The sequence below is a fragment of the Burkholderia sp. Ax-1720 genome (assembly GCF_011753035.1).
In the GTDB taxonomy this organism is placed as follows: Bacteria; Pseudomonadota; Gammaproteobacteria; order Burkholderiales; family Burkholderiaceae; genus Burkholderia; species Burkholderia gladioli.
Genome location: NZ_VWWK01000113.1, coordinates 1 through 24,532 on the forward strand (window position 1 = coordinate 1; position 24,532 = coordinate 24,532).

22 protein-coding genes and 1 pseudogene are annotated in these 24,532 nt (G+C 68.3%); 7 read left to right on the forward strand and 16 right to left on the reverse strand.

From position 1 onward, the window contains the following. Positions 1-445: 445 nt before the first annotated feature. From F3J18_RS25290 to phnS, 6 genes are read right to left on the reverse strand one after another with little or no spacing between them, the layout of a single operon-like run. A complete protein-coding gene (locus F3J18_RS25290; RefSeq protein ID WP_166914845.1) occupies positions 446-1,003 on the reverse strand; it encodes a phosphonate degradation HD-domain oxygenase in 558 nt (185 codons plus the stop codon). 51 nt (positions 1,004-1,054) lie between these two features. After that, entirely contained in the window at positions 1,055-2,368 is a 1,314-nt protein-coding gene (gene phnA / locus F3J18_RS25295) for a phosphonoacetate hydrolase (protein ID WP_166914846.1), read from the reverse strand. A gap of 48 nt (positions 2,369-2,416) precedes the next feature. Further along, entirely contained in the window at positions 2,417-3,274 is an 858-nt protein-coding gene (gene phnV, locus F3J18_RS25300; RefSeq protein WP_017920137.1) for a 2-aminoethylphosphonate ABC transport system, membrane component PhnV, read from the reverse strand. Beyond that, the gene (gene phnU / locus F3J18_RS25305) at positions 3,264-4,199 is read right to left on the reverse strand and encodes a 2-aminoethylphosphonate ABC transporter permease subunit (RefSeq protein ID WP_025100814.1); all 936 of its coding nucleotides are present in this window, start codon (positions 4,197-4,199) and stop codon (positions 3,264-3,266) included. Before phnU ends, phnV begins: the two co-directional genes overlap by 11 nt. After that, a complete protein-coding gene (gene phnT, locus F3J18_RS25310) occupies positions 4,177-5,280 on the reverse strand; it encodes a 2-aminoethylphosphonate ABC transport system ATP-binding subunit PhnT (RefSeq protein ID WP_025100813.1) in 1,104 nt (367 codons plus the stop codon). Before phnT ends, phnU begins: the two co-directional genes overlap by 23 nt. Before the next feature lie 14 nt (positions 5,281-5,294). Continuing rightward, complete coding sequence (phnS, locus tag F3J18_RS25315; RefSeq protein ID WP_098151673.1) at positions 5,295-6,377, reverse strand: 2-aminoethylphosphonate ABC transporter substrate-binding protein; 1,083 nt, start codon at positions 6,375-6,377, stop codon at positions 5,295-5,297. A gap of 254 nt (positions 6,378-6,631) precedes the next feature. On the opposite strand from phnS, the gene F3J18_RS25320 reads away from it, so the two are divergent. Further along, a complete protein-coding gene (locus tag F3J18_RS25320; protein ID WP_166914848.1) occupies positions 6,632-7,744 on the forward strand; it encodes a 2-aminoethylphosphonate--pyruvate transaminase in 1,113 nt (370 codons plus the stop codon). A 77-nt stretch (positions 7,745-7,821) separates the two neighbouring features. On the opposite strand, the gene F3J18_RS25325 is transcribed toward F3J18_RS25320, so the two are convergent. From F3J18_RS25325 to aroQ, 3 genes are read right to left on the reverse strand one after another with little or no spacing between them, the layout of a single operon-like run. Continuing rightward, positions 7,822-9,159, reverse strand: a complete 1,338-nt coding sequence (locus F3J18_RS25325; RefSeq protein ID WP_166914850.1) for an MFS transporter — start codon at positions 9,157-9,159, stop codon at positions 7,822-7,824. 35 nt (positions 9,160-9,194) lie between these two features. Further along, on the reverse strand, positions 9,195-10,049 hold the full coding sequence (locus tag F3J18_RS25330) for a shikimate dehydrogenase (protein WP_166914852.1): 855 nt from the start codon (positions 10,047-10,049) through the stop codon (positions 9,195-9,197). Continuing rightward, a complete protein-coding gene (gene aroQ, locus F3J18_RS25335) occupies positions 10,046-10,498 on the reverse strand; it encodes a type II 3-dehydroquinate dehydratase (RefSeq protein ID WP_166914854.1) in 453 nt (150 codons plus the stop codon). The genes F3J18_RS25330 and aroQ overlap by 4 nt, the downstream gene beginning before the upstream one ends. A 260-nt stretch (positions 10,499-10,758) precedes the next feature. Here aroQ and F3J18_RS25340 point away from each other — a divergent pair, with 260 nt between their 5' ends. Continuing rightward, on the forward strand, positions 10,759-12,651 hold the full coding sequence (locus tag F3J18_RS25340) for a sugar phosphate isomerase/epimerase and 4-hydroxyphenylpyruvate domain-containing protein (protein ID WP_166914856.1): 1,893 nt from the start codon (positions 10,759-10,761) through the stop codon (positions 12,649-12,651). 316 nt (positions 12,652-12,967) lie between these two features. Next, positions 12,968-13,225, forward strand: a complete 258-nt coding sequence (locus F3J18_RS25345; RefSeq protein WP_025100806.1) for a hypothetical protein — start codon at positions 12,968-12,970, stop codon at positions 13,223-13,225. A gap of 158 nt (positions 13,226-13,383) precedes the next feature. Here the strand turns inward: F3J18_RS25345 and F3J18_RS25350 are convergent, their stop codons facing one another. From F3J18_RS25350 to F3J18_RS25370, 5 genes are read right to left on the reverse strand one after another with little or no spacing between them, the layout of a single operon-like run. Continuing rightward, entirely contained in the window at positions 13,384-14,181 is a 798-nt protein-coding gene (locus F3J18_RS25350; protein ID WP_025100805.1) for an AraC family transcriptional regulator, read from the reverse strand. A 36-nt stretch (positions 14,182-14,217) separates the two neighbouring features. Continuing rightward, a complete protein-coding gene (locus tag F3J18_RS25355; protein WP_166914858.1) occupies positions 14,218-15,498 on the reverse strand; it encodes an FAD/NAD(P)-binding oxidoreductase in 1,281 nt (426 codons plus the stop codon). After that, positions 15,495-15,785 carry a (2Fe-2S)-binding protein gene (locus tag F3J18_RS25360; protein WP_166914860.1) on the reverse strand — a complete coding sequence of 97 codons (291 nt, stop codon included), beginning with the start codon at positions 15,783-15,785 and terminating at the stop codon, positions 15,495-15,497. The genes F3J18_RS25355 and F3J18_RS25360 overlap by 4 nt, the downstream gene beginning before the upstream one ends. After that, positions 15,778-16,905 carry an FAD-dependent oxidoreductase gene (locus F3J18_RS25365; protein ID WP_166914861.1) on the reverse strand — a complete coding sequence of 376 codons (1,128 nt, stop codon included), beginning with the start codon at positions 16,903-16,905 and terminating at the stop codon, positions 15,778-15,780. The genes F3J18_RS25360 and F3J18_RS25365 overlap by 8 nt, the downstream gene beginning before the upstream one ends. Next, complete coding sequence (locus F3J18_RS25370) at positions 16,905-17,870, reverse strand: 4-hydroxyproline epimerase (protein WP_166914864.1); 966 nt, start codon at positions 17,868-17,870, stop codon at positions 16,905-16,907. Before F3J18_RS25370 ends, F3J18_RS25365 begins: the two co-directional genes overlap by 1 nt. A gap of 338 nt (positions 17,871-18,208) precedes the next feature. Between F3J18_RS25370 and F3J18_RS25375 the strand changes: the two genes are divergently transcribed. Together F3J18_RS25375 and F3J18_RS25380 are read left to right on the forward strand one after the other, a co-directional pair. Then, entirely contained in the window at positions 18,209-19,351 is a 1,143-nt protein-coding gene (locus F3J18_RS25375; protein WP_013689357.1) for a branched-chain amino acid ABC transporter substrate-binding protein, read from the forward strand. A gap of 389 nt (positions 19,352-19,740) precedes the next feature. Then, complete coding sequence (locus F3J18_RS25380; protein WP_013689356.1) at positions 19,741-21,036, forward strand: MFS transporter; 1,296 nt, start codon at positions 19,741-19,743, stop codon at positions 21,034-21,036. 109 nt (positions 21,037-21,145) lie between these two features. Here the strand turns inward: F3J18_RS25380 and F3J18_RS25385 are convergent, their stop codons facing one another. Further along, positions 21,146-21,580 (reverse strand): DoxX family protein, encoded by a 435-nt coding sequence (locus F3J18_RS25385; protein ID WP_025100799.1) that lies wholly within the window; start codon positions 21,578-21,580, stop codon positions 21,146-21,148. A 424-nt stretch (positions 21,581-22,004) separates the two neighbouring features. On the opposite strand from F3J18_RS25385, the gene F3J18_RS25390 reads away from it, so the two are divergent. Further along, complete coding sequence (locus F3J18_RS25390; protein WP_166914866.1) at positions 22,005-22,562, forward strand: hypothetical protein; 558 nt, start codon at positions 22,005-22,007, stop codon at positions 22,560-22,562. 78 nt (positions 22,563-22,640) lie between these two features. Here F3J18_RS25390 and garD read toward each other — a convergent pair whose 3' ends face one another. Then, positions 22,641-24,188, reverse strand: a complete 1,548-nt coding sequence (garD, locus tag F3J18_RS25395; protein WP_166914868.1) for a galactarate dehydratase — start codon at positions 24,186-24,188, stop codon at positions 22,641-22,643. Positions 24,189-24,406: 218 nt separating this feature from the next. Here garD and F3J18_RS25400 point away from each other — a divergent pair. After that, positions 24,407-24,532, forward strand: a pseudogene (locus tag F3J18_RS25400) (5-dehydro-4-deoxyglucarate dehydratase); the annotation flags it as partial.

Sequence of the window (24,532 nt, forward strand, 5' to 3'; positions counted from 1 at the left end):
TGTGAGACTCTTGATACTTTTGCTGACCTGATCCGGAGATCAGGACCGCTTCCATCAAGCGTCCACACTTATCGGCTGTAGATTTTTAAAGAGCGTGTCTGCGAAGCAACTTGGTTTCTTCAGCAGCAGAGAAGCGAGATTATGATCAACATTTCGCAGCGCGTCAACTACTTTTTTCAGCGCCGCGATCAACTCACTGCGTCGATCACTTCTCAGCTAAACGAATCAGCGGCCAACTGCTCAGGCGCTCGACTTGTCCAACCTTGCTTCCTCTTTCGTGCCGCGTTTCCGTTAGCGCGAAAGAGGCGTGATTCTAAGCAGCCCATCGCCTTCGTGCAAGCGTTTTCGCAAAGAAAATGCATGAAGGGCGCCGCTTGCGCGGCGCCCTTCATGGCAACTCGTTGATACCAAAAGAAGAACCTGATTTCGACGCCTTCGAAACTCGCTATCGCGACACGTCGTGCGCCACGCGCGACGCAATCGTCATGAAGTGATCGAGAGATTTCGTGACGCCGCCAGCCCGCTTCGCACCGTCGTCCCAGCGACGCAGCCGAACCGCATCCTCGGCGTAAGGCCGCTGCATGAAGGCCCGGGCATCCGCCTCACTATATATACCGCCCTGCAGCGCCAGGCTGCGCACCGAATCCTCGGACAGCGCCCGCGCGTAGCCCGGCTCGATCGCGCACAGACAGCGCTTCGCATCCACATGCAGGCGAATCGGCTCCAGCACCGCATCCGGGAACAGGCTGCGCAAGAACGGCAGCGCGTAATACTGATGCAGATCGTCGATACCACGCGCCGTCGGCGTCTCGCCCTGCTCGTTCAACAGATGTCCGAGATCGTGCAGCAGCGCGGCCGTGACCAGCGCATCGCCTGCATGCTCGTCCTCCGCGAGCTGCGCGCTTTGCAAGGCATGCTCGAGCTGCGTCACCGGCTCGCCGCTATAGGCAGTGCCACCCTTGTGCTCGAACAGCCTGCGAATATCGTCCAGCGTCAATGCCACGTCCCTGCTCCTTCCTTTCCAGTCACCACTACCCAAAGACAAGACCGCCGCTCAGCCCGCATGCATCGCCCGCTCCGGCACCCGCAGCGCGCGCTCGAAGGCGAAATCGTCGCCGCGCACCGCGTGGTTGAGCGCGAGGTCGAACACGTCGAAGTTGCGCCAGCGCCGGCTGGCGTCGACCGAGGCGATCCGGCGGTTGAACAGCAGCGGCACCGCCTGCTCGCCGAAGCCGCCATGCGAACGCAGCGGCACGGTCAACGCCGAGAGGTCGTGCTCACGCTCACGCCGCCCCAGCACGAAGTCATCGCGCGCGATCACCACCACCTCGCCGATCCGGTCGGCCGGTAATTCGAAACAGGCCGCCGCCTCATTCCGGCCCATCGCCAGCGCAATGCCGTCGAGCCCTCGCAACAGCGCGACCACATCGTCCGCATCGAGATCGGAAGGAAGGTGGATCGTCGCGAACGAACCCAGCGCGCCGTGATGCACCACATGCGGATCGGCGATCGGCAACACCACGCGCGTCGGCGGAAAGTCGAGCCAGGCATCGAGCGCATCCTGCAGGTACGCGACCTGGGGCCTGCCCGTGCGCGCATCGTGCTTGGCGCTCATGCCATGATCGGCGGTCAGGCCGATCACCCAGCCCAGCGCATCGAGCTGGGCAAGATAACGATCGACCATCGCATGAAACGCATTGGCCTCCGCGCTGCCGGGCGCCCATTTGCGCTGCACGTAATCATGCGTGGCCAGGTACATCAGGTCGACATTGCGCATCCTGGCAAGCCGCACACCGGCCGCCATCACGAACTCGGAGAGCGCTGGGCTATAAACATAGGGAGAAGGCAGGCCGACCAGGTCGAGCGCATCGGCGATGCCGTTCTCGGCCAGCGAAGCCTGCGCCGCCTTCTCCGCCGAGAAGCGGATGCCCTTAAGCCCCGCGCCGAGCAGCCGACGCAGCTTGTCCTTGGCCGTCACCACCGCAACCCGCGCGCCGGCGCGAGCAGCCGCGGCGAGCACGGTTTCGGCACGCACGTCGTCGGCGCCATGCAGGGCGATATCGGCGCCCTCGCCGCCGAGCGCCAGCGGATCGCGCACGGTATTGCCGCAGATTCCATGCAGCGACGGCGGCACGCCACAGGCGATCGAAACCTGGTTGGCATGCGTCAGCGCCGGCACCACGCCGTCGGCGCCGAACGACGCCCCTTCGCGCATCATGCGCGCGATAAAGGGCGTCACGCCGGCGCTCAGCGCGGCGTCGAGATAATCGGGCGAACTGCCGCCGAGGCAAACGACAACGGTCGGCGCGACGGGCAGGCGATAACGACGTCCGTTGACGTCGATCGTTTCGTGAGTCGGCTTCAGCATGGCTCCTCCATCATCTCGACGCAGCGGCGGCCTCCGCCGCCGCTCGCGCTACTGGCGCCGCAGTCGCGGCACGCGCGCGGCGATCAGCATCAACGCCGCCAGCGAGGCCACCAGCATCAGCAGCGACAGCGCCGAAGCCGGCAGGTAATAACCGCGCTCGACCTGGCCGATCACCACGATCGGCACGGTGGCGAATCCCGGCGGATAGACGGTCATGGTCGCGCCCAGCTCGCCGAGCGAGAGCGCGAAGCCGAGCGCGAGGCTGGCGCGCAACGCCGGCACCAGTTGCGGCAGCAGCACCCGGCGCAGCACCATCGACGGCGGCGCCCCGAGGCTGGCAGCGGCCTCGCGCAGGATGGTCAGCTCGGGCCGCAGCGCGGCGGCCGCGCAGCGATAGCAGAACGGCAGGATCAGCGCGAGCTGCACCAGCACCACGATGGCCGCCGAGCTCGACAGGTCGACGGGCTTCTGGTGATAGGCAATCAGCACGGCCAGCCCCAGCACCACGCTCGGCACGCCGTTCGGCAGCATCACCAGCGCGTCGACCAGGGCCCCGAGCCGCCCCTGCGCACGCCCTTCGAGCGCCAGCGCGAGCCACAGCCCCAGCACGGTGCCGATCACGGCAACGCCGAAACCGATCTCGAGACTGGTTGCGAGCGCATCGAATTCGGGCTGGCCGAGCCGCTCGAACCAGCGCAGGCTGTAGCCGGACGGCAGGATAGTGCCCGACCAGCGCGTGGCCACGCTCGACAGCGCGACCACCACCACCGGCAGCACGAACAGCCAGAAGCAGGCGAATGCCGCCAGCCCGAGCGCGACGCGCGAAGCGTGCTTGAGCAGCGTATCGGACCAGCCGGGTTCGGCCCGCGCCACCGGCGAGCCGCCCAGACCAAATTCAGCGGACATGCTGCCCTCCTCCCATCGCACGGCGATTCATCCGGCGGTAAAGCGCGTAAAGCGTGAGCGACATCGCGAGCATCACGACGGCGCCGGCCGCCGCGCTCGGCAGGTCGAGATCGACCGAGGCGCTGGTATAGATCGCGACCGGCAAGGTGACCAGGCGCGCGCTGCCGAGCACCAGCAGGATCCCGAACTCGTTCAGGGTCAGCAGGAAGCACAGGATCGTGCCGGCCGCGATGCCGGGCCAGGCGATCGGCAGGATCACGCGGCGCGCCAGCATCCAGCCGTTCGCGCCGAGGCTGCGCGCCGCCTCGACCAGCCGCATGTCGAGCGTCGCGAACGAAGCCAGCGTGGGCCGCACCACGAAGGGCGTATAGAACACCGTCTGCGCCAGGATCACGCCGCCGATGCCGAACAGGAAGTCGAGCGGCGGCGCATCGAGATGGAACAGGCGCTGCAGCGCGATGCTGATCGAGCCTTGCGAACCGTAAAGAAAGATCAGCGTGAAGGCGACCAGGAACGACGGAAAGGCCACGTAGAGCTCGAGAAAACGCGTGATCAGCGAGGCGCCCGGAAACGGCCGGAAAAACAGCAGCGCCGCCAGCAGCACGCCGAGCACCGAGGCCGTCCCCGCGCTCACGCAGAGCACCCACAGCGTGGTGCCGAGCACGCCGCGCGTATCGGGATTGCCGAAGAAGCCGCGATAGGCGGCGAGCGTGAAGCCGTGATCGCCCGTCACGCTCAGCAGCAGCAGGCGCGCCAGCGGATAGAGCACCAACGGCCCGAGCACGACCACCACCAGCACCAGCAGATGCAGGCGCCCATTGCGCCGGGCCCGTCGCGCCGCCTGCGCGTGCGCGGCGGTGGAGGCATCGCGGCGCGCGGCGGCAGCGCGATCGAGCTCGAGCTCAGGGGTCGATAAGGACGACATCATCCGCCTCGCAATGCAGGGAAACGCGCGCGCCGCGCTCCGGGCTCATGCCGCGGCCGCGCTGCAGGGTGACCAGCACCGGCTGGTCGGCCGCCGCGTCGAGCATCACCGACACGGACAATTCCGAGCCATGCCACTCGACCGAGGCGATGGTGCCGTTCAGGCCGCCGCTGCCGGGCGGCTGCAGCGTGAAGCGCTCGGGGCGCACGCAGGCGAGCTTGTCGCGCACGGTATGCAGCGGATCGCCGATCGGATAGACGACCTGCGGCGGCAGCAGGTTCGCGGCGCCCAGGTAACGCGCCACGAAGCCGTCGCGCGGCTGGTCGTAAAGCTGCTGCGGCGTGCCGATCTGGGCGATGCGGCCGTCGCGCATCAGCAGCGCGCGATCGGACAGCACCAGCGCATCGTCGCGATCGTGCGTGACGCAGACGATGGTCAGGTTCGGCAGGCGCTCGTGCAGCGCCTTCAATTCGGTGCGCACCGAGGCGCGCAGGTTGGCATCGAGCGCCGACAGCGGCTCGTCGAGCAGCAGCACGTCGGGCTCGATCACCAGCGCGCGGGCCAGCGCCACGCGCTGCTGCATGCCGCCCGAGAGCTGGGCCGGCATCACGTGCCCGGCATCGCCGAGCTGCACCAGCTTCAGCGCATCGGCCACGCGCCGGGCGATCTCGCCCGAGGACATGCGCCGCGCGCGCAGCCCGAAGGCGACGTTCTCGAACACCGACAGATGTGGGAACAACGCATAGTTCTGGAACAGCAGGCCGAGATTGCGCTTGTGCGGCGGCGCATGGGTCAGGTCGCGGCCCGCCACGGTCAGCGTGCCGGTCAGGCCGTCGGCCTTCACGAACCCGGCGATGAAACGCAGCATGGTGGTCTTGCCGCAGCCGCTGCGGCCGAGCACGGTCAGCAGTTCCCCGGCGCCGATCGAGAGCGACAGGTCGTCGAGCACGGTGCGTGCGCCGTAGCGCACGCTCAGATGCTCGATCTGCACGCCGCCCGGCGCGGCCGCGCGCAGCGACGCACGCGGCTCTGCTGCGCCGAGCGCGCGGGGATGGATCAGGCTGGCGGTATTCACAGGCATCCCTCGTTAGCCAATCACTTCGGCTTGACGACTTCGGTTTCCTTGCCGGAGCTGCCGATCACGTCCTTCTTCCAGCGCTCGGTCCAGCCGGCCTTCTTGGCCATCACGGCATTCCAGTCCACCGGGATCAGCTTGACGCCCGCGATCGCGCGCTTCACGGCCTCGCCGTTCTTGCCCGTCAGCGGCACGTCGGTGCGGCCCGGGATGCCGTACATGTCCGGCACCTTCGACTGCACCTCGGTCGACATCAGGTAGTCGATCAGCTTCTTGCCGGCCTCGGTGTTCGGGCCGCCCTTGAACAGGCCGATCGCGTAAGGCAGCTGGAAGGTGGTCGGCGCGTCGCCCGGCTTGGCGGCCAGGAACACCGGCTTGACCGACAGGCCACCGTGCTCGGCGTCGTCGAGGTCCATCTGCAGATCGCCGTTGGCGACGCTGATCTCGTTGCGCGAGAGCAGCACGTTCAGGTAGCCCGTGCCCTTGGTGTGGAACTTGGCGCTGCGCTCGAGCTTGGCCAGGTAGTCGAAGGCGGCATCCTCGCCCATCAGCGTCGAGGTCAGGATGATCACGGCCATGCCGTCGCCGGCCGTGGCCGGGTTCGAGTAGGCGATCTTGCCGCTGTACTCGGGCGCGAGCAGGTCGGCGAAGGTCTTCGGCTGGTTCTTGACCACGTCCGGATTGATCGCGAACGAGAAGTAGTTGTTGACGAAGGTCGCCCAGGAACCGTCGGCCGCCTTGGCGATCGCCGGCACGTTCGCGTAGTTCGCGCTCTGGTAGTTCTGCAGCAGGCCGAGCTGGCCGGCTTGCTGGATGAACGGCGGCAGCGTCACCAGCACGTCGGCCTTCGGCGAATTCTTCTCGACGTTGGCGCGATTCACCACTTCGCCGCTGCCCGCCGTCACGATGTTCACCTTCACGCCTTCCTTCTTCTCGAACGCCGGCAGCACGTCGCGATAGAGGTTTTCGAGGCCGTCGGCCGTGTACAGCACGACCGCGCCGGCCGCGTGCGCCGGCATGGCGATACCTTGCAGCAGGCCAGCCGCGCACGCCGCGAGCGCCAGCTTGCGCAACACCGTGCCGAAGGAATTCTGGAATGTCATCTCGCTTCTCCGTAGGGCGGATACAAAGTCGGGCCGGACTCCCGCCGGCGCCTGTCGTCGTCACGGGCCCGCGTTCGGCCCGGTTTCGCGCCGCCGGCAGCGGTCGCCCCGGCAGCAGGCGAAGCATCACAGGCTTCGATGACAACTCAATGACGACACCACCGAATTCCAAAAAATGACACATTTTGCCACTACGATGCAAAGCATCCGGTGCGCCGACCGTGGCGCGCCGCCCTTTTCAGCCAGGAGGCAACGTGATTCCCGACAACGACCCGATTCTTCTGACGCCCGGCCCGCTGACCACGTCGCCGGCCACGCGCCGGGCGATGCTGCGCGACTGGGGCTCGTGGGACGCGGCCTTCAATCGTCTGACGCAAACGCTCTGCGAGGACCTGGTCCGGATCGCCGGCGGCGATGCGAGCTATACCTGCGTGCCCCTGCAGGGCAGCGGCACCTTCGCGGTGGAAGCGGCGCTCGGCACGCTGGTGCCGCGCGACGGGGTGGTGCTGGTGCCCAACCACGGCGCCTACTGCGCGCGAATCCTGAAGATCCTCGGCCGGCTCGGGATCGAGGCCATCGCGCTGCCGTTCGCCGAGCACGAGGCCGCCAGCGCCGAGGCGATCGACGCCCTGCTCGCCCGCGAGCCGCGCATCACGCATGTCGCGCTGGTGCACCTGGAGACCAGCGCCGGCATCCTCAATCCGCTCGCGCGGATCGCCGCGGTCTGCGCGCGGCACGGCAAGCCGCTGATCGTCGACGCGATGAGCTCGTTCGGCGCGCTGCCCGTCGAGGTGGCCGCCAACGGCATCGACGCGCTGGTCTCGGCCAGCGGCAAGTGCCTGGAAGGCGTGCCGGGCATGGGCTTCGTGATCGTCAGGCAAGCGCTGCTGGAGGATTGCGCGGGCCGCTCACCCTCGCTCGCGCTCGACCTGCACGACCAGCATGCCTACCTGCGGCGCACCGGGCAGTGGCGCTTCACGCCGCCGACGCATGTGGTCGCGGCGCTGCACGAAGCGCTCGCGCAATACCAGGAACAAGGCGGGCTGCCGGCACGCGGCGCGCGCTACGCGGCCAACTGCGCGGCCTTGATCGAAGGCATGCGCGCGCTGGGCTTCACGCCCTTCCTCGATGCCGCAGTGCAGGCGCCGGTGATCGTCACCTTCCACGCGCCGCGCGATCCGCGCTACGACTTCAACGCCTTCTACGCGGCCGTGCGCGATGCCGGCTTCGTGCTCTACCCGGGCAAGCTCACCGAGGTCGACACCTTCCGCGTGGGCTGCATCGGCGCGATCGACGCCGGGCAGATCCGCCGCGCCGTCGCCGCCATCGCGGCCGTGCTCGAGCGGCTCGGGATCTCGGTACGCTGAGCCGCGAGCCCATAAAAAAAACCCGGCGCCGCTCGCGCGGGCCGGGCAAGAATTCGTGCTGTTCGAGTGGAGAACGACTACAGCACGATCCGCTCGATGTCGCCGACGATGAAGATGTACGACAGCGCGCCGATCAGCGCGATCACGCCGATGAAGGCCAGCGCGCCGACGAAGGAGCCCGTCGAGGCGACGATGACACCGACCACCAGCGGCGTGATGATGCCCGCCAGGTTGGCCGCCAGGTTGAAGATGCCGCCGGTCACGCCGAGCAGGCCTTCCGGCGCGATGTCGGACACCAGGGTCCAGCCCAGCGCGGCCATGCCCTGCGCGAAGAAGGCCACCGACATGATCGCGATCACGGCCTCGTTGCTCTCTACGTAGTTGGCCAGCACGATGGTCGAGGCCAGCAGCAGCCCGGCGATGATCGGCAGCTTGCGCGCCACGTTGGCCGACTTGCCGCGTCGCAGCAAATAATCGGAAAAAATGCCGCCGAACATCACGCCGATCGAGGCCGCGATGAAGGGCATCACCGCGAAAAAGCCGATCTTGAGCCAGGCCATGTGGCGTTCCGTGGCGAGATAGGTCGGAAACCACGTAAGGAAGAACACCAGGGTCGAGTTGCCGGCGAACTGGCCCAGGCAGATGCCGGCCAGTTGGCGCTTCTTCAGCAGCCTGCCGGCCATCGCCCAGCTGAACTTCGCCTGGCCCGGCTTGTTCGCCTTCGCCTCGCCGTCGATCAGGCCGCCGCCCTCGGCGATATAGGCCAGCTCGGCCGCGTTGGCCGCCGGGTGATCGCGCGGCTCGCGATACAGGCGCAGCCAGGCCAGGCCGAACAGGATGCCGACCGCGCCGACCACCCAGAACAGCGAACGCCAGCCGAACGCGCCCATCAGCGCGAACAGCACCGGGCTCAGGAAGGCCAGCCCGACGTATTCGCCGACCGTGTAGGTGCCGGTGGCCATCGCGCGTTCCTTCTGCGGGAACCAGGTGGCGACCACCCGGCTATTGGTCGGGAAGCACGGCGCCTCGCTGAAGCCCAGGCCGAGGCGGCAGGCCAGCAGGGTGCCGACGCCGCTGACGAAACCCTGCAGCAGCGTGCACAGCGACCAGAATGTCATCGACAGGAAATAGGTGAGCTTGCTGCCGAAACGGTCGAGGAACAGCCCGCCCGGCACCTGGGCGATCACGTAGGTCCACGAGAACGACGAGAACATGATCCCCATCACCGCCGCGCCGATGCCGAGTTCCTTGGTCAGCCCCGGCGCCGCCACGCCCAGCACGGTGCGATCGAGATAGTTGATCATGGTGCCGATCGCCAGCAGCGCGAGGATCCGGTAACGCGCCGAGGAACGGCGCAGGCTGCCCGCGGCCGACGCGGAAACGGCCGTGGCGGGCGGTTGGGACGATTGCTGCATCGAAGTCTCCTGGTTGTTGTCGTGGTCGTGACGCCTCAGCGCCCGACGAGTGATTCGAAGTGCGAGAACATGCGCTCGGCGTCGGGTTCGCGGCCGGTGAAGATCTCGAACGCGTCGACCGCCTGGTAGACCGCCATCCCGCCGCCCGGCAAGGTCCGGCAGCCGAGCTCGCGCGCCACGCGCACCAGTTCGGTCTCGAGCGGGAAATAGACGATGTCGGCCACCCAGGGCTTGGCGTCGAGCAGGTGTGCCGGCAACGGCAGGCCCGGGTGCTTGGCCATGCCGGTGGGCGTGGCGTGGATCAGGCCGTTGGCGGTGGCCATCGCCGCGTCGAGCGCGCTGCCCGCCGTCACCGTCGCCGCCGGGAAGCGCGCCTGCAGTTCGGCGGCCAGCGATGCGGCGCGCGCGGGTTCGACGTCGAAGATCGTCAGCGCCTCGGCGCCGAGCATCAGCGCGGCATGGGCGACCGCCGCGCCCGCGCCGCCGGCGCCGAGCTGCACCACGCGCGCCATCGACACGCCGGCCAGGCCGCGCCGGAACGATTTCGCGAAGCCGGACCAATCGGTGTTGTGGCCGCTGCGCTTGCCGTCGGCGAAGCGCACCGTGTTGACCGCGCCCAGCGCTCGCGCATCGTCGGACAGCGAGTCGAGATGCGCGATCACGCGCTGCTTGCAGGGGTGGGTGATGTTCAGGCCGTCGTAGCCCATGCGCTCGGCGGTATCGAGCAGTTCGGGCAGCGCCTCGACCGACAGGCCCAGCACGTCGAGATCGAGGCGCCTGTATACATAGTTGAAGCCCTGCAGGCGGCCTTCTCGCTCGTGCATCGCCGGCGACAGCGAGCCGCCGATCCCCTGCCCGATCAAGCCGATCAGGAACGACTGGCCGTTCATCGCGCCACCTCCTTCAACAAGGTGGCGAGCCGCTGCAGCGCGAATACGTAACCTTCGGTCCCGCAGCCGCAGATCACGCCCTGCGCGACCAGCGACACATAGGAATGGTGGCGGAACGCCTCGCGTCGATGGACGTTCGAGATATGCACCTCGATCACGGGCTTGTCGATCGCGGCGAGCGCGTCGGCCAGCGCGACCGAGGTATGCGTGTAGGCCGCCGGGTTGATCACCACGCCGTCAATCCGCGTGCGAGCCTCGTGCAGCCAGTCGATCAACTGGTGCTCGGCGTTCGACTGGCGGAACTCGATCTCCAGGCCGAGCGCGGCGGCCGCCTCGAGGCAGCGCCGCTCCACGTCGGCCAGCGTCTCGGCGCCGTAGATATGCGGCTGGCGGGTGCCCAGCAGGTTCAGGTTCGGTCCGTTCAGCACCAGGACCTTTGGCTTCGACATCACAAGCAGACTCCGGGAAACGGGTGCGCATCGCGTGGCCACGACGCACCCTCACAAACTTTTTGAGGTGGCGCAAGTGTGCGCCAGGCGCACGCGGCTTGTCTTTCGGGGTTTATGCTTATTTGTACCATCTAGTTAGTTTGTATAATCCGACAACCTAATTCAATAGAATCGGGAACTTGCGCGATCAACGAACGGCCTTGGAATTAACCTTTTCGTCCGTTGTCGCCGTTTCCGAGCTTTCCTGCAGGGATTCGCTCATGAAGCGTTCGATTGCCACCGTGTCGCTGGCCGGCACCCTGGTCGAGAAACTCAAGGCGATCGCGGCGGCCGGCTTCGACGGCGTCGAGATCTTCGAAAACGACCTGCTCTACTTCGACGGTTCGCCCGCCGACGTGCGCGGGATCGCCGCCGATCTCGGCCTCGAGATCGTGCTGTTCCAGCCGTTCCGCGATTTCGAGGGCGTCGGCGCCGAACAGCTCGCGCGCAACCTGGAGCGCGCGCGCCGCAAGTTCGACCTGATGCACGCGCTGGGCACCGATCGCATCCTGGTCTGCAGCAATGTCTCGCCGCAAACCATCGCCGACGAGGCGCTGCTGGTGGACCAGCTCGGCGCCCTGGCCGAAGCCGCGCGCGGCGCCGATGTGATCGCCGCCTACGAGGCGCTGGCCTGGGGCCGCGTGGTGAAGACCTACGGCCACGCCTGGCGCTTGATCGACGCGGTGAACAGCCCGCACCTGGGCCTCGCGCTCGACAGCTTCCACACGCTCTCGCTCGATGACGATCCCGACGGCATCGCGCGCATCCCCGGCGATCGCATCGCCTTCGTGCAGATCGCCGACGCGCCGAAGCTGGCGATGGACGTGCTCGAATGGAGCCGCCATTACCGCTCCTTCCCCGGCCAGGGCGACTTCGACCTGGCACGCTTCACGGCGCGCGTGATCGAATCGGGTTTCAGCGGGCCGCTTTCGCTGGAGATCTTCAACGACGGCTTCCGCGCCGCGCCCACCGCGATCACGGCCGCCGACGGGCTGCGCTCGCTGCATCACCTGGAAGACATCACGCGCCTGCGCCTGGCCGCCGAGGGCCGTGCTCCCGCCGCCGACCAGGCGCTGTTCGCGCCGCCCGCCGCGCCGGCCCACGTCGGCTTCAAGTTCATCGAATTCGCGGTGGACGCGAGCGCGGTCGCGAAGGTGGCCGACTGGCTCGGCAAGCTGCGCTTCCGGCTGGCCGGCCGCCATCGCTCGAAGAACGTGATGCTCTACCAGCACGGCGCCGCCTCGATCGTGCTGAACGCCGAGCCCGATTCCTTCGCCGACGCGTTCTTCCAGCGACATGGGCTGTCGCTGTGCGCCTCGGCCTTCCAGGTCGACGACGCGAGGCTGGCCTTCGAGCGCGCGGCGAGCTTCGGCTTCGCGCCGTTCTCGGGCCGCGTCGGACCGAACGAGCGCGTGGTGCCCGGCGTGCAGGCGCCCGACGGCAGCCTCGACTATTTCGTCGACGAGACGCCCGGCGCGCCGACGCTCTATGAATCGGATTTCGTGCTGACCGACGTGGACGGCCCGGTAGAAGTCGGCCCGCTGACCGGCATCGACCATGTCTGCCTGGCGCTGCCGGCCGACGCGCTCGATACCTGGGTGCTGTTCTTCCGCACCGCGTTCGGCTTCGAGGCCGAGAAGAGCTGGCTGGTGCCCGATCCCTACGGGCTGATGCGCAGCCGCGCGGTGCGCAGCCCGGACGGCAGCGTGCGGATCGCGCTCAATGCCTCGGTGGATCGCCACACGGCCGTATTCGAATCGCTGAACCGCTATCACGGCTCGGGCCTCAACCACGTGGCGTTCCGCACCGACGACATCGTGCGCGCGGTGGCCGAGGCGGCCGCCGACGGCGTCGCCTTCCTGCGCGTGCCGCGTAATTACTACGACGACCTGGCCGCGCGCTACGCCCTGCCCGACGATTTCGTCGACACGCTGTGCCGTCACCACCTGCTGTACGACCGCGACGAGCAGGGCGGCGAATTCCTGCATGCGTATACAGAACTGGTGGACGAGCGCTTTTCGTTCGAGATCGTCGAGCGGCGCGGCGGCTACGATGGTTACGGCGCCGCGAACACGGCGGTGCGACTGGCGGCCCAGGCGCAGAGGAAAAAATGAGGATTGGGCCGGCGGCTGGCTGCTGCCGCCGGCATCAAGAATCTATTGTCGTGGGCGCAACTTTCCGGCCGTAATGAAGCCGCCCGCAGCAAACCGCGCCGCCCCGAAGCCCGCTTCCCGCGGCGGGCCGGGCCTTCGCGCGACACCCGCGGCGCAGCATCGCCGAGCCGCCCACCGACGCCGTTACAGCCAGTAACGATAGGCACCTCTTGCAATTCCCCTGACCGTCCCGATTTTAAGAATCGTTTAAGTCTCGGGCGGCACCATCCGCTCCAATCGTTTTTCGAGATACAAGATAGAAGAATTGGAGGTTGCAATGAGCGCCAACGATGCATCCGGCCGCCCGGCCAGCCCCCCGTCACGTCCAAAGACGATGCTGCGTCGTCTGTTGAGCCATCACGAGATTGCCACCTTGCTGGTGCTGCTGCACGCGCCGATCGCCGCGAACGCGAAGCCGGAGCTGCCGGCGCTGGAGGAAGCGGGCCTGGTCGAGATGGTGGGCGACGGTCCCGCGCCGCTGGTACGCCTGACCGCCGACGGCAGCGCCGTCCTCAAGGGCCTCGGATTTCGTTGAGCCGGCGGCCCGGCCCTGCTTTTCCTTCCCGACGTTTTCCTGACGAACCCTGACCGAGGCGTTCTCGGTCCGAGGTCTTCATTGGCTGGCGCCTGCCGGTCAGACCGTTAGTTGCGCAATCACGCCAAAGCGGCACGACACCCGCCGCCACGTTCCCCTCAAGCCCCGCGTTCCGCCTGCAAGGTCATCCGGTACTCGGTCGGCGTCACCCCCACCGTCGCCTTGAACTGCCGCGAAAACGCGCTGTGATCGGTATAGCCGCAAAGCGCGGCGACATCGGTCACCTTCTCGTGCGTGACGAGCAGGGCCGTGGCCGCGTCGAGCCGCGTCTTCAGCAGCACCTGGCGCGGCGTCAGGTGAAACACCTTGTGGAAATACCGTTCGAGCTGCGCGACCGACATCCCGGCCATCTCGGCCAGGTGCTTGAGGTTGAGCGGCTGCACGTAATGCTCCTGGATGTACTGCACCACGTCGGCGAGCCGGCTGTAGGCCGGATGCGAGCCCTCGTTGGCCTTCAGGTCGCGCGAGATGCCGGCCAGCCCGACCACACGGCCGAGCCCGTCGCGCAGCGGCTCCTTGGTGGTCAGGCACCAGCCCGGCTGCCGCCCCGGATAGAGATGCAGCTCGAGCTGGTCGGTCAGTTGCTGGCCGGCATGGATGGTCGCCATGTCCTGCTCGAGATAGTTGCGGCCGAACCGGCGCGGAAACACTTCCTCGGTGGTCTTGCCGTAGAGCTCGCGCTTCTCCTTGAAACCGCAGCGCTGCGCCAGCGTGCGATTGGCCAGCACGTAGCGGCCGTCGACGTCCTTCACGAAGAAGGCCACATCGGGCAAGGCATCGAACACCGGTGCGAGCTGCGCGAAATGCGCGAGCATCGCGTCGAGCCCGTCGCCCGAGCCGGGTGCCGGGCGGATCGCGTCGAACAGCGGCGAGGAGGAATCGGCGGGCGAGGTCATGAGTCCGGAGAAGGTCGGGAAATCCGCGTGCGTCGATTATAGGAGCGGCTCGTCGGCGGCAAGCGTGCCGATGCGAACCGGCGAGAACGGCGGGCGCGGTATCGCGGCCTCCTGCCAGCCCAGCAATGCGGCGCCGGCCGCGCCGCAAACGCGGCCTTGGCAGGCGCCCATGCCGCAACGCGTCTGCAGCTTCGCGTCACGCGCATCGGCATAACCACGCGCGGCGCCCAGCGTGACGTCCTCGCAGCGGCACAGCACCGTGTCGTCGGGCGGCAAGGCGCGAGCCGCATCACCGAGCGCGAAGGTCCGCGCGACGCGCGCGGCGAAACCTCGCCATACCTCGCGCTCGCGCATCAGCGCGGCAACCCGCCGATCGCCCTCGTCGACACCGGCCGCCGCCAGCCCTGCCAGGGCGCCCTCGGCGCGCGCCAGTTCCATGCCGCCGATCCCCGTGCTCTCGCCGGCCGCGAACACCGCCTCGCGGGAAGTACGCTGCCGCGCATCGACCGCCACCGCGCCGTCGCGCAACTCGCAGCCGAGCGCAAGCGGCAGCGTCAGGTTCGGCACCAGCCCATAACCGCAGGCGATCCGATCGCATTCGATCACGCGCTGCCGCCCCTCGATCTCGATGGTCGCGGCCTCGACGCGCGCGCTGCCATGCGCGGCGCGCAGCACGCCGCCCGTCAGATAGTCGACGCCGATGAAGCCACGCGTGAGCCGCGCCGCCTGCACCAGCTTCGAGGGCGTGGCCGCCAGCGACAGCGCGAAGCCGCGCACGGCCCGCGCGCTCGCCTGCTCGACCACGGCAAGCACGTTTGCGCCCGCCTCGCGCGCCGTCGCCAACGCGGCGATCAGCAGGGGCCCGCTGCCCGCGATCACGATCCGTTCCCCGCGCACCGGCACGCCGCCCTTGACCAGGGCCTGCAAACCACCCGCGCCGGTCACGCCCGGCAGGGTCCAGCCGGCGAAGGGCAGCAACAGCTCGCGCGCGCCGGTGGCCACGATCAGCTTGTCGTAGCCCAGGATCGCGCCACCCGCCTCGGCAGACGCCTGCTCGAGCAGCAATTCGCGACCCGGCAGGGCAGCCACCACGCGCGCGCCCGGGATCAGCTCGACGCTGCTCGCGCGCAGCGCCGCGAGCGATTCGACCAGCGGCGCGGCCGGTTCGAACACGGGCCCCTGGCGCCAGATCTGGCCGCCGGCTCGCGGATTGTCGTCGAGGATCGCGACGCGCGCGCCGGCGCCGGCAGCCGCGCGCGCGGCCGCCAAGCCGGCCGGCCCGGCGCCGACCACCACGATCTCGTAATGCGCCTTCATGATTCGGGATTCCAGGTGGTGTCGATGCGCATGCCGTCGCGGCAGGTCGTCTGGCAGGCCAGCACGTGCGCGCGGCCGTCGATGCCGACGCGACACTCCTGGCAGATGCCCATCCCGCACAGCATGGTGCGCGGCATGCCCTGCACCGAGCCGCGCGTGCCGCGCACACCGAGCGCGATCGTCAACGCCGCGGCAACGCTCGTGCCGGCCGGCACACGGCAGGCCTGGCCGTCGACATGGACCTGAACTTCGACGGGATTCGCGCCGCCACGGTTGCGATCAGGCATGACCGACCTCCGGCATGGCGCGCGCCGGCCAATAAGGCTCGGGCGCGATCGGCGGCGCCTCGCCGAGCAGTTGCGTCGCGATCAGTTCGGCGGTGCTCAGCGAGGTGGTCACGCCCAGCCCCTCGTGGCCGGTCGCCAGCCACAGGCCGGCGCGGCCCGGCACCGGCCCGATCAGCGGCATGCCGTCGGGCGTGGCAGCGCGAAAACCGGTCCAGGCGCGCAGCGCATGCAGGTCGGCGAGGCCCGGCAGGTAACGCGTGGCGCGCGCCAGCATGCGTGCCAGCACCGGCATCTCGACGGCCGGATCGGTGCTGTCGAACTGCCGCGACGAGCCGATCAGGATCTGCCCAGTCGGCCGCGGCTGCGCATTGAAGGCCACCGAGGTGCCCTGCGCGTGATGGGCGCTCTTGATATAGCCGAGTTCGAGCAATTGATGCGTGATCGTGCCCGGATAACGATCCGTGATCAGCAGATGACCTTTCTTGGCCTGCAGGCTAATGCCGGGCACCAGCCGCGCGGCCTCGAGCCCGTTGGCGACGATCACCTGCGCGGCCGACAGCGTCTCGCCGCCCGCGGTGCGCAGCTCGGTGCCCGCCAGCGCGACCACGGCGGTGCGTTCGCGCACGCGGATCCGCGCCGCGCCCGGCGAATGCCGCAGCAGCCATTCGCTGGCCGAAGGCGCATAGACGATCCCGTCGCCCTCCACATACAAACCGCCCGCCAGGCCCGCGGCCAGCATCGGCTCGCGTTCGCGCAGCGCGGCCGCGCCGATCGCCTCGGCCGACACGCCGGCCGCCAGGTAGCCGTCGCGCATCGCGCGCGCCGCCTCGAGCTCCTCGTCGTCGGCGGCCACCCACAAGGTCCCGCAACGCCGATAGGCATCGCATTCGCGCAGGCTCGGCGCGAGCGCGCGCCAGCGCGCCAGCGAATCGCGCGTCAGCGCCAGCTCGGCCGGCGTATCGTTCATCACCACCAGATGGCCCATGCCTGCCGCGGTCGTACCGCCGCCGATCCCGCCCGCGTCGAGCACCTCGACGGCCAGCCCGCGCGCGGCCAATGCCGCCGCGCAAGCCGCGCCGACGATCCCGGCGCCGATCACGATCGCATCCGCGCGCGCCATCAGCCGAGCCGGATCCCGTTCGCGAACGGATCGCCGTCCTCGAAGCAGAGCCGTCCCTCGGCCATCACGTGCGCGTGACCGGTGATGGTCGGCACGATCGCGGCCTCGCCCTCGATCGCCTCGTCATGCCGCACGTAGCTGACCTGGAACACGCTGCCGATCACGCTTTCCTGCCGCCATTCGGCATGTTCGGCGAGCTTGCCGTCGGCGGCCAGGCAGGCGGCCTTGGCGCTGGTGCCGGTGCCGCAGGGCGAGCGATCGTAGGCGTCGCCCGGGCACAGCACGAAGCTACGGCTGTCGAGCCCCTCGCGCGAGGCCGGCCCGAACAGTTCGATATGGTCGATCAGCGCGCCGTGCGCGCCGGTGATGCCGGCGGCGATCAGCGCGTCGCGCGTGGCGCTCGAGAACGCGCCCAGCTCCTTCAGGTTCGCGGGTTCGACGCGGCGCCGATGCTCGTGCTCGGGCACCAGGAAGAACCAGTTGCCGCCCCAGGCGATATCGCCCGTCAGCGGGCCGTGGCCCGGCACCTCGACCGTCACGTCCTTGCGATGGCGATAGGCCGGCACGTTGCGCACCGACACGGAGCGATCCGCGTTCAGCGTCGCCTCGACGATGCCGACCGGCGTCTCGATGCGATGCGTGCCGGGGCCGATCCGCCCCAGGTGCGCGAGCGACACCACCAGGCCGATGGTGCCGTGCCCGCACATGCCGAGATACCCGACGTTGTTGAAGAAGATCACGCCGGCCGCGCAACCCGGATCGAGCGGCTCGCAAAGCAGCGCGCCGACCACCACGTCCGAGCCGCGCGGCTCGGTGACCACCGCCGCGCGCCAGTCGTCGTGGTGCAAGCGGAACCGTTCCAGCCGCTCGGCGAGCGTGCCGCCGCCGAGATCCGGCCCCCCGGACACGATCAGGCGGGTAGGCTCACCGCCGGTATGCGAATCGATGAAGTCGAGTGTTTTCATGCCGCTATCGTAGGAACCCGCCTCGCCTGGCGTCTTGGCGACATTATGCGCACGCCATGACGAAATCGGCATAGTCAGGGAAACCGCGCATATGCCGATTTCGTCATCCCCGACGCATCTGGCGCGCAAGACTGGCGCTTTTTCGCTACCTAGACTGCGCTGGAATCGCTCGCATCGTGCCGTCCCCCTCTGGTAGCGCGTTTGCTCGCCTGCCTCGCGGGTCGCCACGCGGCCGAGCCGATTTCAGCACAAGGCCCGCCACTCGCCGGTGGCGGCGTCGCGATCGCCAACAGGCCGGCACCACGCAGCCGGCCGCAGCAGCCAAAGGGGAAACGAAAGTGAAGCTGAAGATCTCGCAATTCGCGCTCGTCGCGGGCGCCGCCCTCGTCGCCGCGGGCACGCCGGCCTCGGCCGCCGACCTCGTCAAGATCGGCTTTGCCGCGCCGCTCACGGGCACGCAATCGAACTACGGCACCGACATGCAGAAAGGCGTGCAGCTCGCGATCGACGATTTCAACGCGACCAAGCCGGTGATCGGCGGCAAGCCCGTCACGTTCACGCTCGATTCGCAGGACGACCAGGCCGACCCGCGCACCGGCACCACGGTGGCGCAGCGGCTGATCGACGACGGCGTGTCCGGCATCATCGGCCACTTCAATTCGGGCACCAGCATCCCGGCCTCGGATCTCTACGAGCGCGCGGGGCTGCCGCAGGTCTCGATGGCCACCTCGCCGCAATACACGGCGCGCGGCTACAAGACCACCTTCCGGCTGCTGACCAGCGACGCGCAGGCCGGCCGCATCGTCGGCAGCTACGTGGTGAACACGCTGCACTACAAGCGCGTGGCGATCATCGACGATCGCACCGCCTACGGCCAGGGCATCGCCGACGAATTCGCCGCCGCCGTGCAGAAGGCCGGCGGCACCATCGTCAAGCGCGACTTCACCAACGACAAGGCGCTCGATTTCTCGGCGATCCTGACCAACCTGAAGGGCATGAATCCCGACGCGGTGTTCTACGGCGGCGGCGACGCGCAATCCTCGCCGATGATCCGCAAGATGCGCCAGCTCGGCATCAAGGCCGCCTTCGTCACCGGCGAGATGTCGAAGTCGCCCACCTTCCTGAAGGTCGGCGGCGAGGCGGCCGAGGGCGCGATCGTCTACATGGGCGGCCTGCCCAAGGAGAAGATGCCCGGCTTCGCGGGCTTCGAGCAACGCTACAAGGCGCGCTTCAAGGAGGAGGTGGTGACCTACTCGCCCTATTCCTACGACGGCACGATCGCCCTGCTCACCGCGATGAAGAACGCCAACTCGACCGACCCGAAGGTCTATGGGCCGTATCTCGACAAGGTGTCGATCAAGGGCGTGTCGGCCGCGACCATCGCCTACGATCCGAAGGGCGACCTGCGTGATGCGCCGGTCACGATCTACCGCGTCGACCACGGCGCGTTCAAGCCGGTCGACACCATCGCCGGCAACTGAGCCGCGGTGACCGGCCGGTCACGATCGACCGGCCGTCGCGCCGATACCACGCGGGCCGCCGTCGCGAGTCGATCGCGGCGGCGGCCCGTGTAGCTGCAGCATTGGCCACGTGCCCGGCGCAGCCGCGCCACGCCGCGGCACGGCCCGCGCGCCGCTCCCGCACCGCCGCTTTTCGCGCCGTCAATGCGCGCGAACCCGCGCCCGAAGCCGCCTCCATGCCGTCGCGCCGCATCCTGTAGAATCGCCCGACCCGTCTGTCGCCGTCCCCGCGCGTTTCCGATCCCGAAGCCGCGCGGCCCGTGTCGCGAGCCGATCCGGCCCGCTGCGCGGGACGCCGTGCGGCGTCGCGCGCCGCGCACGCCGAGTTGAGAACCTCGATCGTCCTGACCATGCAAGCATACGAAACGGGCAGCGCGCCGAGCGCCGTTGCCGACCGCGCCCTGACGCGCAGCGACTACAAGACCTTGAGCCTGGCCGCACTCGGCGGCGCACTCGAGTTCTACGACTTCATCATCTTCGTGTTCTTCGCGCCAGCGATCGGGCAGTTGTTCTTCCCGCACGACATCCCCGACTGGCTGCGCCAGTTGCAGACCTTCGCGATCTTCGCGGCCGGCTACCTGGCGCGTCCGCTGGGCGGCATCATCATGGCCCACTTCGGCGACCTGGTCGGCCGCAAGCGCATGTTCACGCTGAGCGTGCTGCTGATGTCGGTGCCGACGCTGCTGATGGGCCTGCTGCCGACCTTCGACTCGATCGGCATCCTGGCTCCGGTGCTGCTCCTGCTGTTCCGCATCCTGCAGGGCGCGGCGGTGGGCGGCGAAGTGCCGGGCGCCTGGGTGTTCGTCTCCGAGCACGTGCCGGCGCGCCGCATCGGCTACGCCTGCGGCACGCTCACGGCGGGCCTCACGGCCGGCATCCTGCTCGGCTCGCTGGTGGCCGGCGGCATCAACCGGCACTTCTCGCCGGCCGAGATCAGCGCCTATGCCTGGCGCATCCCGTTCCTGCTCGGCGGCGTGTTCGGCCTGTTCTCGGTCTACCTGCGCCGCTGGCTGCACGAGACGCCGGTGTTCGCCGAGTTGCAGGCGCGCAAGGCGCTGGCCGCCGAGATCCCGCTCAAGGCGGTGCTGCGCGACCACGGCCGCGCCGTGATCGTCTCGATGCTGCTGACCTGGATGCTGTCGGCCGCGATCGTGGTGGTGATCCTGATGACGCCGACCCTGCTGCAGAAGCAGTTCCACATCCCTGCCGCCACCGCGCTGTTCGCCAACAGCATCGCCACCGTGGGCCTGACGATCGGCTGCGTGGTGGCCGGCGCGCTGGCCGACCGCTTCGGCGCGAAGCTCGTGCTGGCGGTCGGCTCGCTGCTGCTGGCCGCCTGCTTCTGCACGCTGTTCGCCAAGGTGGCCGCCGATGCCTCGACGCTGGTGCCGCTCTACGCGCTGACCGGCTTCCTGGTCGGCACGGTCGGCGCCGTGCCCTCGGCGATGGTGCGCAGCTTCCCCGCCGTGATCCGCTTCTCCGGCATTTCGTTCTCGTACAACATCGCCTACGCGATCTTCGGCGGGCTCTCGCCCGTGATCGTGTCGCTGATGATCAAGTCGAATCCGTTCGCGGCAACCGCCTATGTCGGCGCGGTCTGCGTGATCGGCGCGCTGGCCGCGCTCTGCACGCGCAACGCGCGCTGAGCGGCCAGGGCCGGTTTGGACGAAGGGCGCCGCGAGGCGCCCTTTTTCATGGCCTCGGCGGCATGAAGCCGCGCGCGGCTCGCGCCGTGGTATCGAGGAACATCGGCTCTCAGCGCAGCACGCCGTAGGTGGGCTGGCGGCGCATCGCGTCGATGCTCGCGCCGCCCGCGCCCGTCACGAACAGCAGCAGGAATCCACCCGCGATCGCGACGTTCTTCCAGAAATGCACCACCATGTCGTGCTGCACGGCCGGGCTGGTGGCATCCCAGAAGTTGTGGCCGATCAGGGCCGTGACGATGGTGTAGGCGGCCAGCAGCAGCGCGACCGGCTTAACGCGATAACCGACGATCAGCAGCAGCGCGCCGAGCCCCTCGATGGCGATCACCAGCGGCGCCGCGAACTGCGCGAAGGGCACGTACATGCCCTTCAGATAGGTGACGAATTCGCCGTAGCCGAGCAGTTTCATCACGCCGCCCCACAAGAACAGGGCCGCCATCAACAGCCTCGCGATGAAGATCACGCCGGAATCGACGGGACGCGTCATATCTCTCTCCTCGGTGCATTGAGGACGCGACCGCGGAGCGGTCCGCGTCTGGTAAATGCGCCAGAATAAGAAACTTTCGCGCGGCGCTCCAAGCAAAAGGTTGTAGCAAAACGTTGCACGCGCCGGCGGACGGCAGCGCAATCGCGTGCAAAGTCCCGGAAAGCACGGACGCGCAATCGGGTAAAGCCCCGACGATGGCGCGAGCGCTCGGCTAACGGATCTCAAGCTTCGCGCGTGGTCGAGAGCGAGCGGGCAAGGAGGCCGCGTGCAGGCGAATTCCGGCGATTTCCGCGCTGCGATGATGTCCAGCGCAAAGATGCGAGACGCTTCGTTGAACCGAGGATCGGCGCCGCAACGACGCCACCCAGGCGACACGCCCGGCTGCTAGGCTGATGTTTTTCCGGAAAGCCTTTCCCTCGCGACCATGCCCGCGTCCACCACCCTGCAAATCGTGCAACTCTGCGTCGGCGTGCTCACGCCGCTGTCGGTCACCGCGCTCGGCTGGCTGATCAGCCGGCGCCTGAAGCGTCTCGAGCTCGTGCAGTGGACCAACCAGAAGCTGATCGAGAAGCGCCTCGCGATCTACGACCAGATCGCGCCGCAACTCAATGCGCTGCTCTGTTTCTATACCTGGGTCGGCTACTGGAAGGACATCTCGCCCGACGAGGTCATCCATATCAAGCGCGAGCTCGACCGAACGCTGCACGTCTATCGCCACCTGTTCGACGACGAGCTGTATCGCGCCTATCACGCGCTGATGCTCGCGCTGTTCGACACGCATTCGGGCGCGGGCCGCGATGCGCGGATCCGCTCGCGCGTGGCAGGGCCGAGCGGCGATCGCTCGCTGCACGGCAGCTACGCCTGGCATGCCGCCTGGGACGAGCGTTTCTCGAGCGCCGAGCCGGCCACCAGCGAAGAGATCCAGCAGCTTTACTACCGCCTGATGGAGCGGCTGCGCGGCTCGCTCGGCGCGAACAAATGAGCTTGCGCCAGCCAGGAAAAAACCCGCCGGATCGCGGCGGGTTCGACGTGGCGACAGCAGCCGGCTCGATCGGGAAGATCAGGTCACCGGCGCCGGGTTGAACAGCGTCAGCGCATTCGCCAGCTTCCACTGCTCGGCCCAGGTCTTGCGGCCGCTCGCGACGTCCAGCATCAACTGGAACATCTCCCAGCCCACCTCCTCGATGCTCTTCTGGCCGGTCGCGATGGTGCCCGCGTCCACGTCCATCAGGTCGTGCCAGCGGCGCGCCAGGTCGCTGCGCGTGGCCACCTTGATCACCGGCACCTGCGCGAGCCCGTAAGGCGTGCCGCGGCCGGTGGTGAAGATATGCAGGTTCATGCCGGCCGCCAGTTGCAGGGTGCCGCAGATGAAGTCGCTGGCCGGCGTCGCGGTGTAGAGCAGGCCCTTCTGCCTGGCGCGCTCGCCCGGGCTGACCACGCCCGAGATCGCCGAGCTGCCCGACTTCACGATCGAGCCCATCGCCTTCTCGACGATGTTCGACAGGCCGCCCTTCTTGTTGCCGGGCGTGGTGTTGGCGCTGCGGTCGACCTGCCCGCGCTGCAGGTAGGCGTCGTACCAGGCCATCTCGCGGATGATGTCGCGCGCCACCTCCTCGTTGGCCGCGCGCGAGGTCAGTTGCGCGACGCCGTCGCGCACCTCGGTCACCTCGGAGAACATGATGGTCGCGCCGGCGCGCACCAGCAGGTCGGCCGCGAAGCCCACCGCCGGATTGGCGGTCAGGCCCGAGAACGCATCGCTGCCGCCACATTGCACGCCCACCACCAGCTCCGCGGCCGGTACCGTCTCGCGACGACGCCGGTTCAGGCGTTCCAGGTGCTGTTCCGCCATCGCCATGATCGAGTCGATCATCGACATGAAGCCCACGTGCGCCTGGTCCTGCAGGCAGACCACGCCGCCGTTGTCGGGCTTGTCGGCCGCCACCGGAATCGCGCCGGCCGGCAGCAGGCGTTCCGGCTGCAGCTTCTCGCAACCCAGGCTGACCACCATCACCTCGCCGCCGAAGTTCGGATTCAGGCTGATGTTGCGCAGCGTGCGGATCGGGATCTCGGCGCCCGGCGCCTCGATCGCGACGCCGCAGCCATAGGTGTGCTCGAGGCCCACCACGCCATCGACGTTCGGAAAACGCGGCAGCAACTCGCGCTTGATGCGCTCGACCGCGAACTCGACCACGCCCGACACGCACTGCACGGTGGTGGTGATCGCCAGGATGTTGCGCGTGCCGACCGTGCCGTCCGCGTTGCGGTAGCCCTCGAAGGTATAACCCTCCAGCGGCGCCTGCTCGGGCGCCTTGCGGGTGGCCAGCGGCAGGTTCTCCAGGCCGGGCGGCTCGGGCATGCGCAGCGTGCGCTCGTTGACCCAACTGCCGCGCGGCAGGTCCTTCGAGGCGTAGCCGATCACCACGTGGTAGCGCAGCACCGGATCGCCTTCCTTCAGATCGACCAGCGCCACCTTGTGCCCTTGCGGCACGCCTTCGCACAAGCTCAGCCCGTCGGCGAATTGCGCGCCCGCGGGCAGCCCGCCGTCATTGACCACGATCGCGACGTTGTCGTCCGGATGGACGCGGATATAGAGAGGGGACTGGGACATCAGGGGAAATCCTCGTTGCAACATGCAGGGAATTAACAGTCATCATACAACATGGGCCAAACTTGCGGGATCGTGCGTAAACCCTGATGCCGAAAGGCAGAAATTGAATAACGAAAGGCTCGGGGGGCGCTTGCCAGTCCGAAAATGATGTTGTACGATGACATACAACACATCCCGAATTGAACGAACCCGCGCCCAGCGCAACAGGACGACCCATCATGACCACGCCTCAGGAACTCAAGCAGATCATCTCGGAAGGCCTGCTGTCCTTCCCCGTCACCGACTTCGACGCCGAGGGCAACTTCCGCCCGAGCACCTATGTCGAGCGCCTCGAATGGCTCGCC

Excerpts from the sequence above, each read along its gene's own strand:
- F3J18_RS25390 (WP_166914866.1), top strand. The coding sequence starts at position 22,005 with ATGCCCGCGTCCACCACCCTGCAAATCGTGCAACTCTGCGTCGGCGTG.
- F3J18_RS25370 (WP_166914864.1), bottom strand. The coding sequence starts at position 17,870 with ATGAAAACACTCGACTTCATCGATTCGCATACCGGCGGTGAGCCTACC.
- phnT (WP_025100813.1), bottom strand. The coding sequence starts at position 5,280 with ATGCCTGTGAATACCGCCAGCCTGATCCATCCCCGCGCGCTCGGCGCA.
- F3J18_RS25355 (WP_166914858.1), bottom strand. The coding sequence starts at position 15,498 with ATGAAGGCGCATTACGAGATCGTGGTGGTCGGCGCCGGGCCGGCCGGC.
- phnU (WP_025100814.1), bottom strand. The coding sequence starts at position 4,199 with ATGTCGTCCTTATCGACCCCTGAGCTCGAGCTCGATCGCGCTGCCGCC.
- F3J18_RS25350 (WP_025100805.1), bottom strand. The coding sequence starts at position 14,181 with ATGACCTCGCCCGCCGATTCCTCCTCGCCGCTGTTCGACGCGATCCGC.
- F3J18_RS25385 (WP_025100799.1), bottom strand. The coding sequence starts at position 21,580 with ATGACGCGTCCCGTCGATTCCGGCGTGATCTTCATCGCGAGGCTGTTG.
- F3J18_RS25330 (WP_166914852.1), bottom strand. The coding sequence starts at position 10,049 with ATGAACGGCCAGTCGTTCCTGATCGGCTTGATCGGGCAGGGGATCGGC.
- F3J18_RS25380 (WP_013689356.1), top strand. The coding sequence starts at position 19,741 with ATGCAAGCATACGAAACGGGCAGCGCGCCGAGCGCCGTTGCCGACCGC.
- F3J18_RS25360 (WP_166914860.1), bottom strand. The coding sequence starts at position 15,785 with ATGCCTGATCGCAACCGTGGCGGCGCGAATCCCGTCGAAGTTCAGGTC.
- F3J18_RS25340 (WP_166914856.1), top strand. The coding sequence starts at position 10,759 with ATGAAGCGTTCGATTGCCACCGTGTCGCTGGCCGGCACCCTGGTCGAG.
- phnV (WP_017920137.1), bottom strand. The coding sequence starts at position 3,274 with ATGTCCGCTGAATTTGGTCTGGGCGGCTCGCCGGTGGCGCGGGCCGAA.
- aroQ (WP_166914854.1), bottom strand. The coding sequence starts at position 10,498 with ATGTCGAAGCCAAAGGTCCTGGTGCTGAACGGACCGAACCTGAACCTG.
- phnA (WP_166914846.1), bottom strand. The coding sequence starts at position 2,368 with ATGCTGAAGCCGACTCACGAAACGATCGACGTCAACGGACGTCGTTAT.
- phnS (WP_098151673.1), bottom strand. The coding sequence starts at position 6,377 with ATGACATTCCAGAATTCCTTCGGCACGGTGTTGCGCAAGCTGGCGCTC.
- F3J18_RS25365 (WP_166914861.1), bottom strand. The coding sequence starts at position 16,905 with ATGGCGCGCGCGGATGCGATCGTGATCGGCGCCGGGATCGTCGGCGCG.
- F3J18_RS25345 (WP_025100806.1), top strand. The coding sequence starts at position 12,968 with ATGAGCGCCAACGATGCATCCGGCCGCCCGGCCAGCCCCCCGTCACGT.
- garD (WP_166914868.1), bottom strand. The coding sequence starts at position 24,188 with ATGTCCCAGTCCCCTCTCTATATCCGCGTCCATCCGGACGACAACGTC.
- F3J18_RS25325 (WP_166914850.1), bottom strand. The coding sequence starts at position 9,159 with ATGCAGCAATCGTCCCAACCGCCCGCCACGGCCGTTTCCGCGTCGGCC.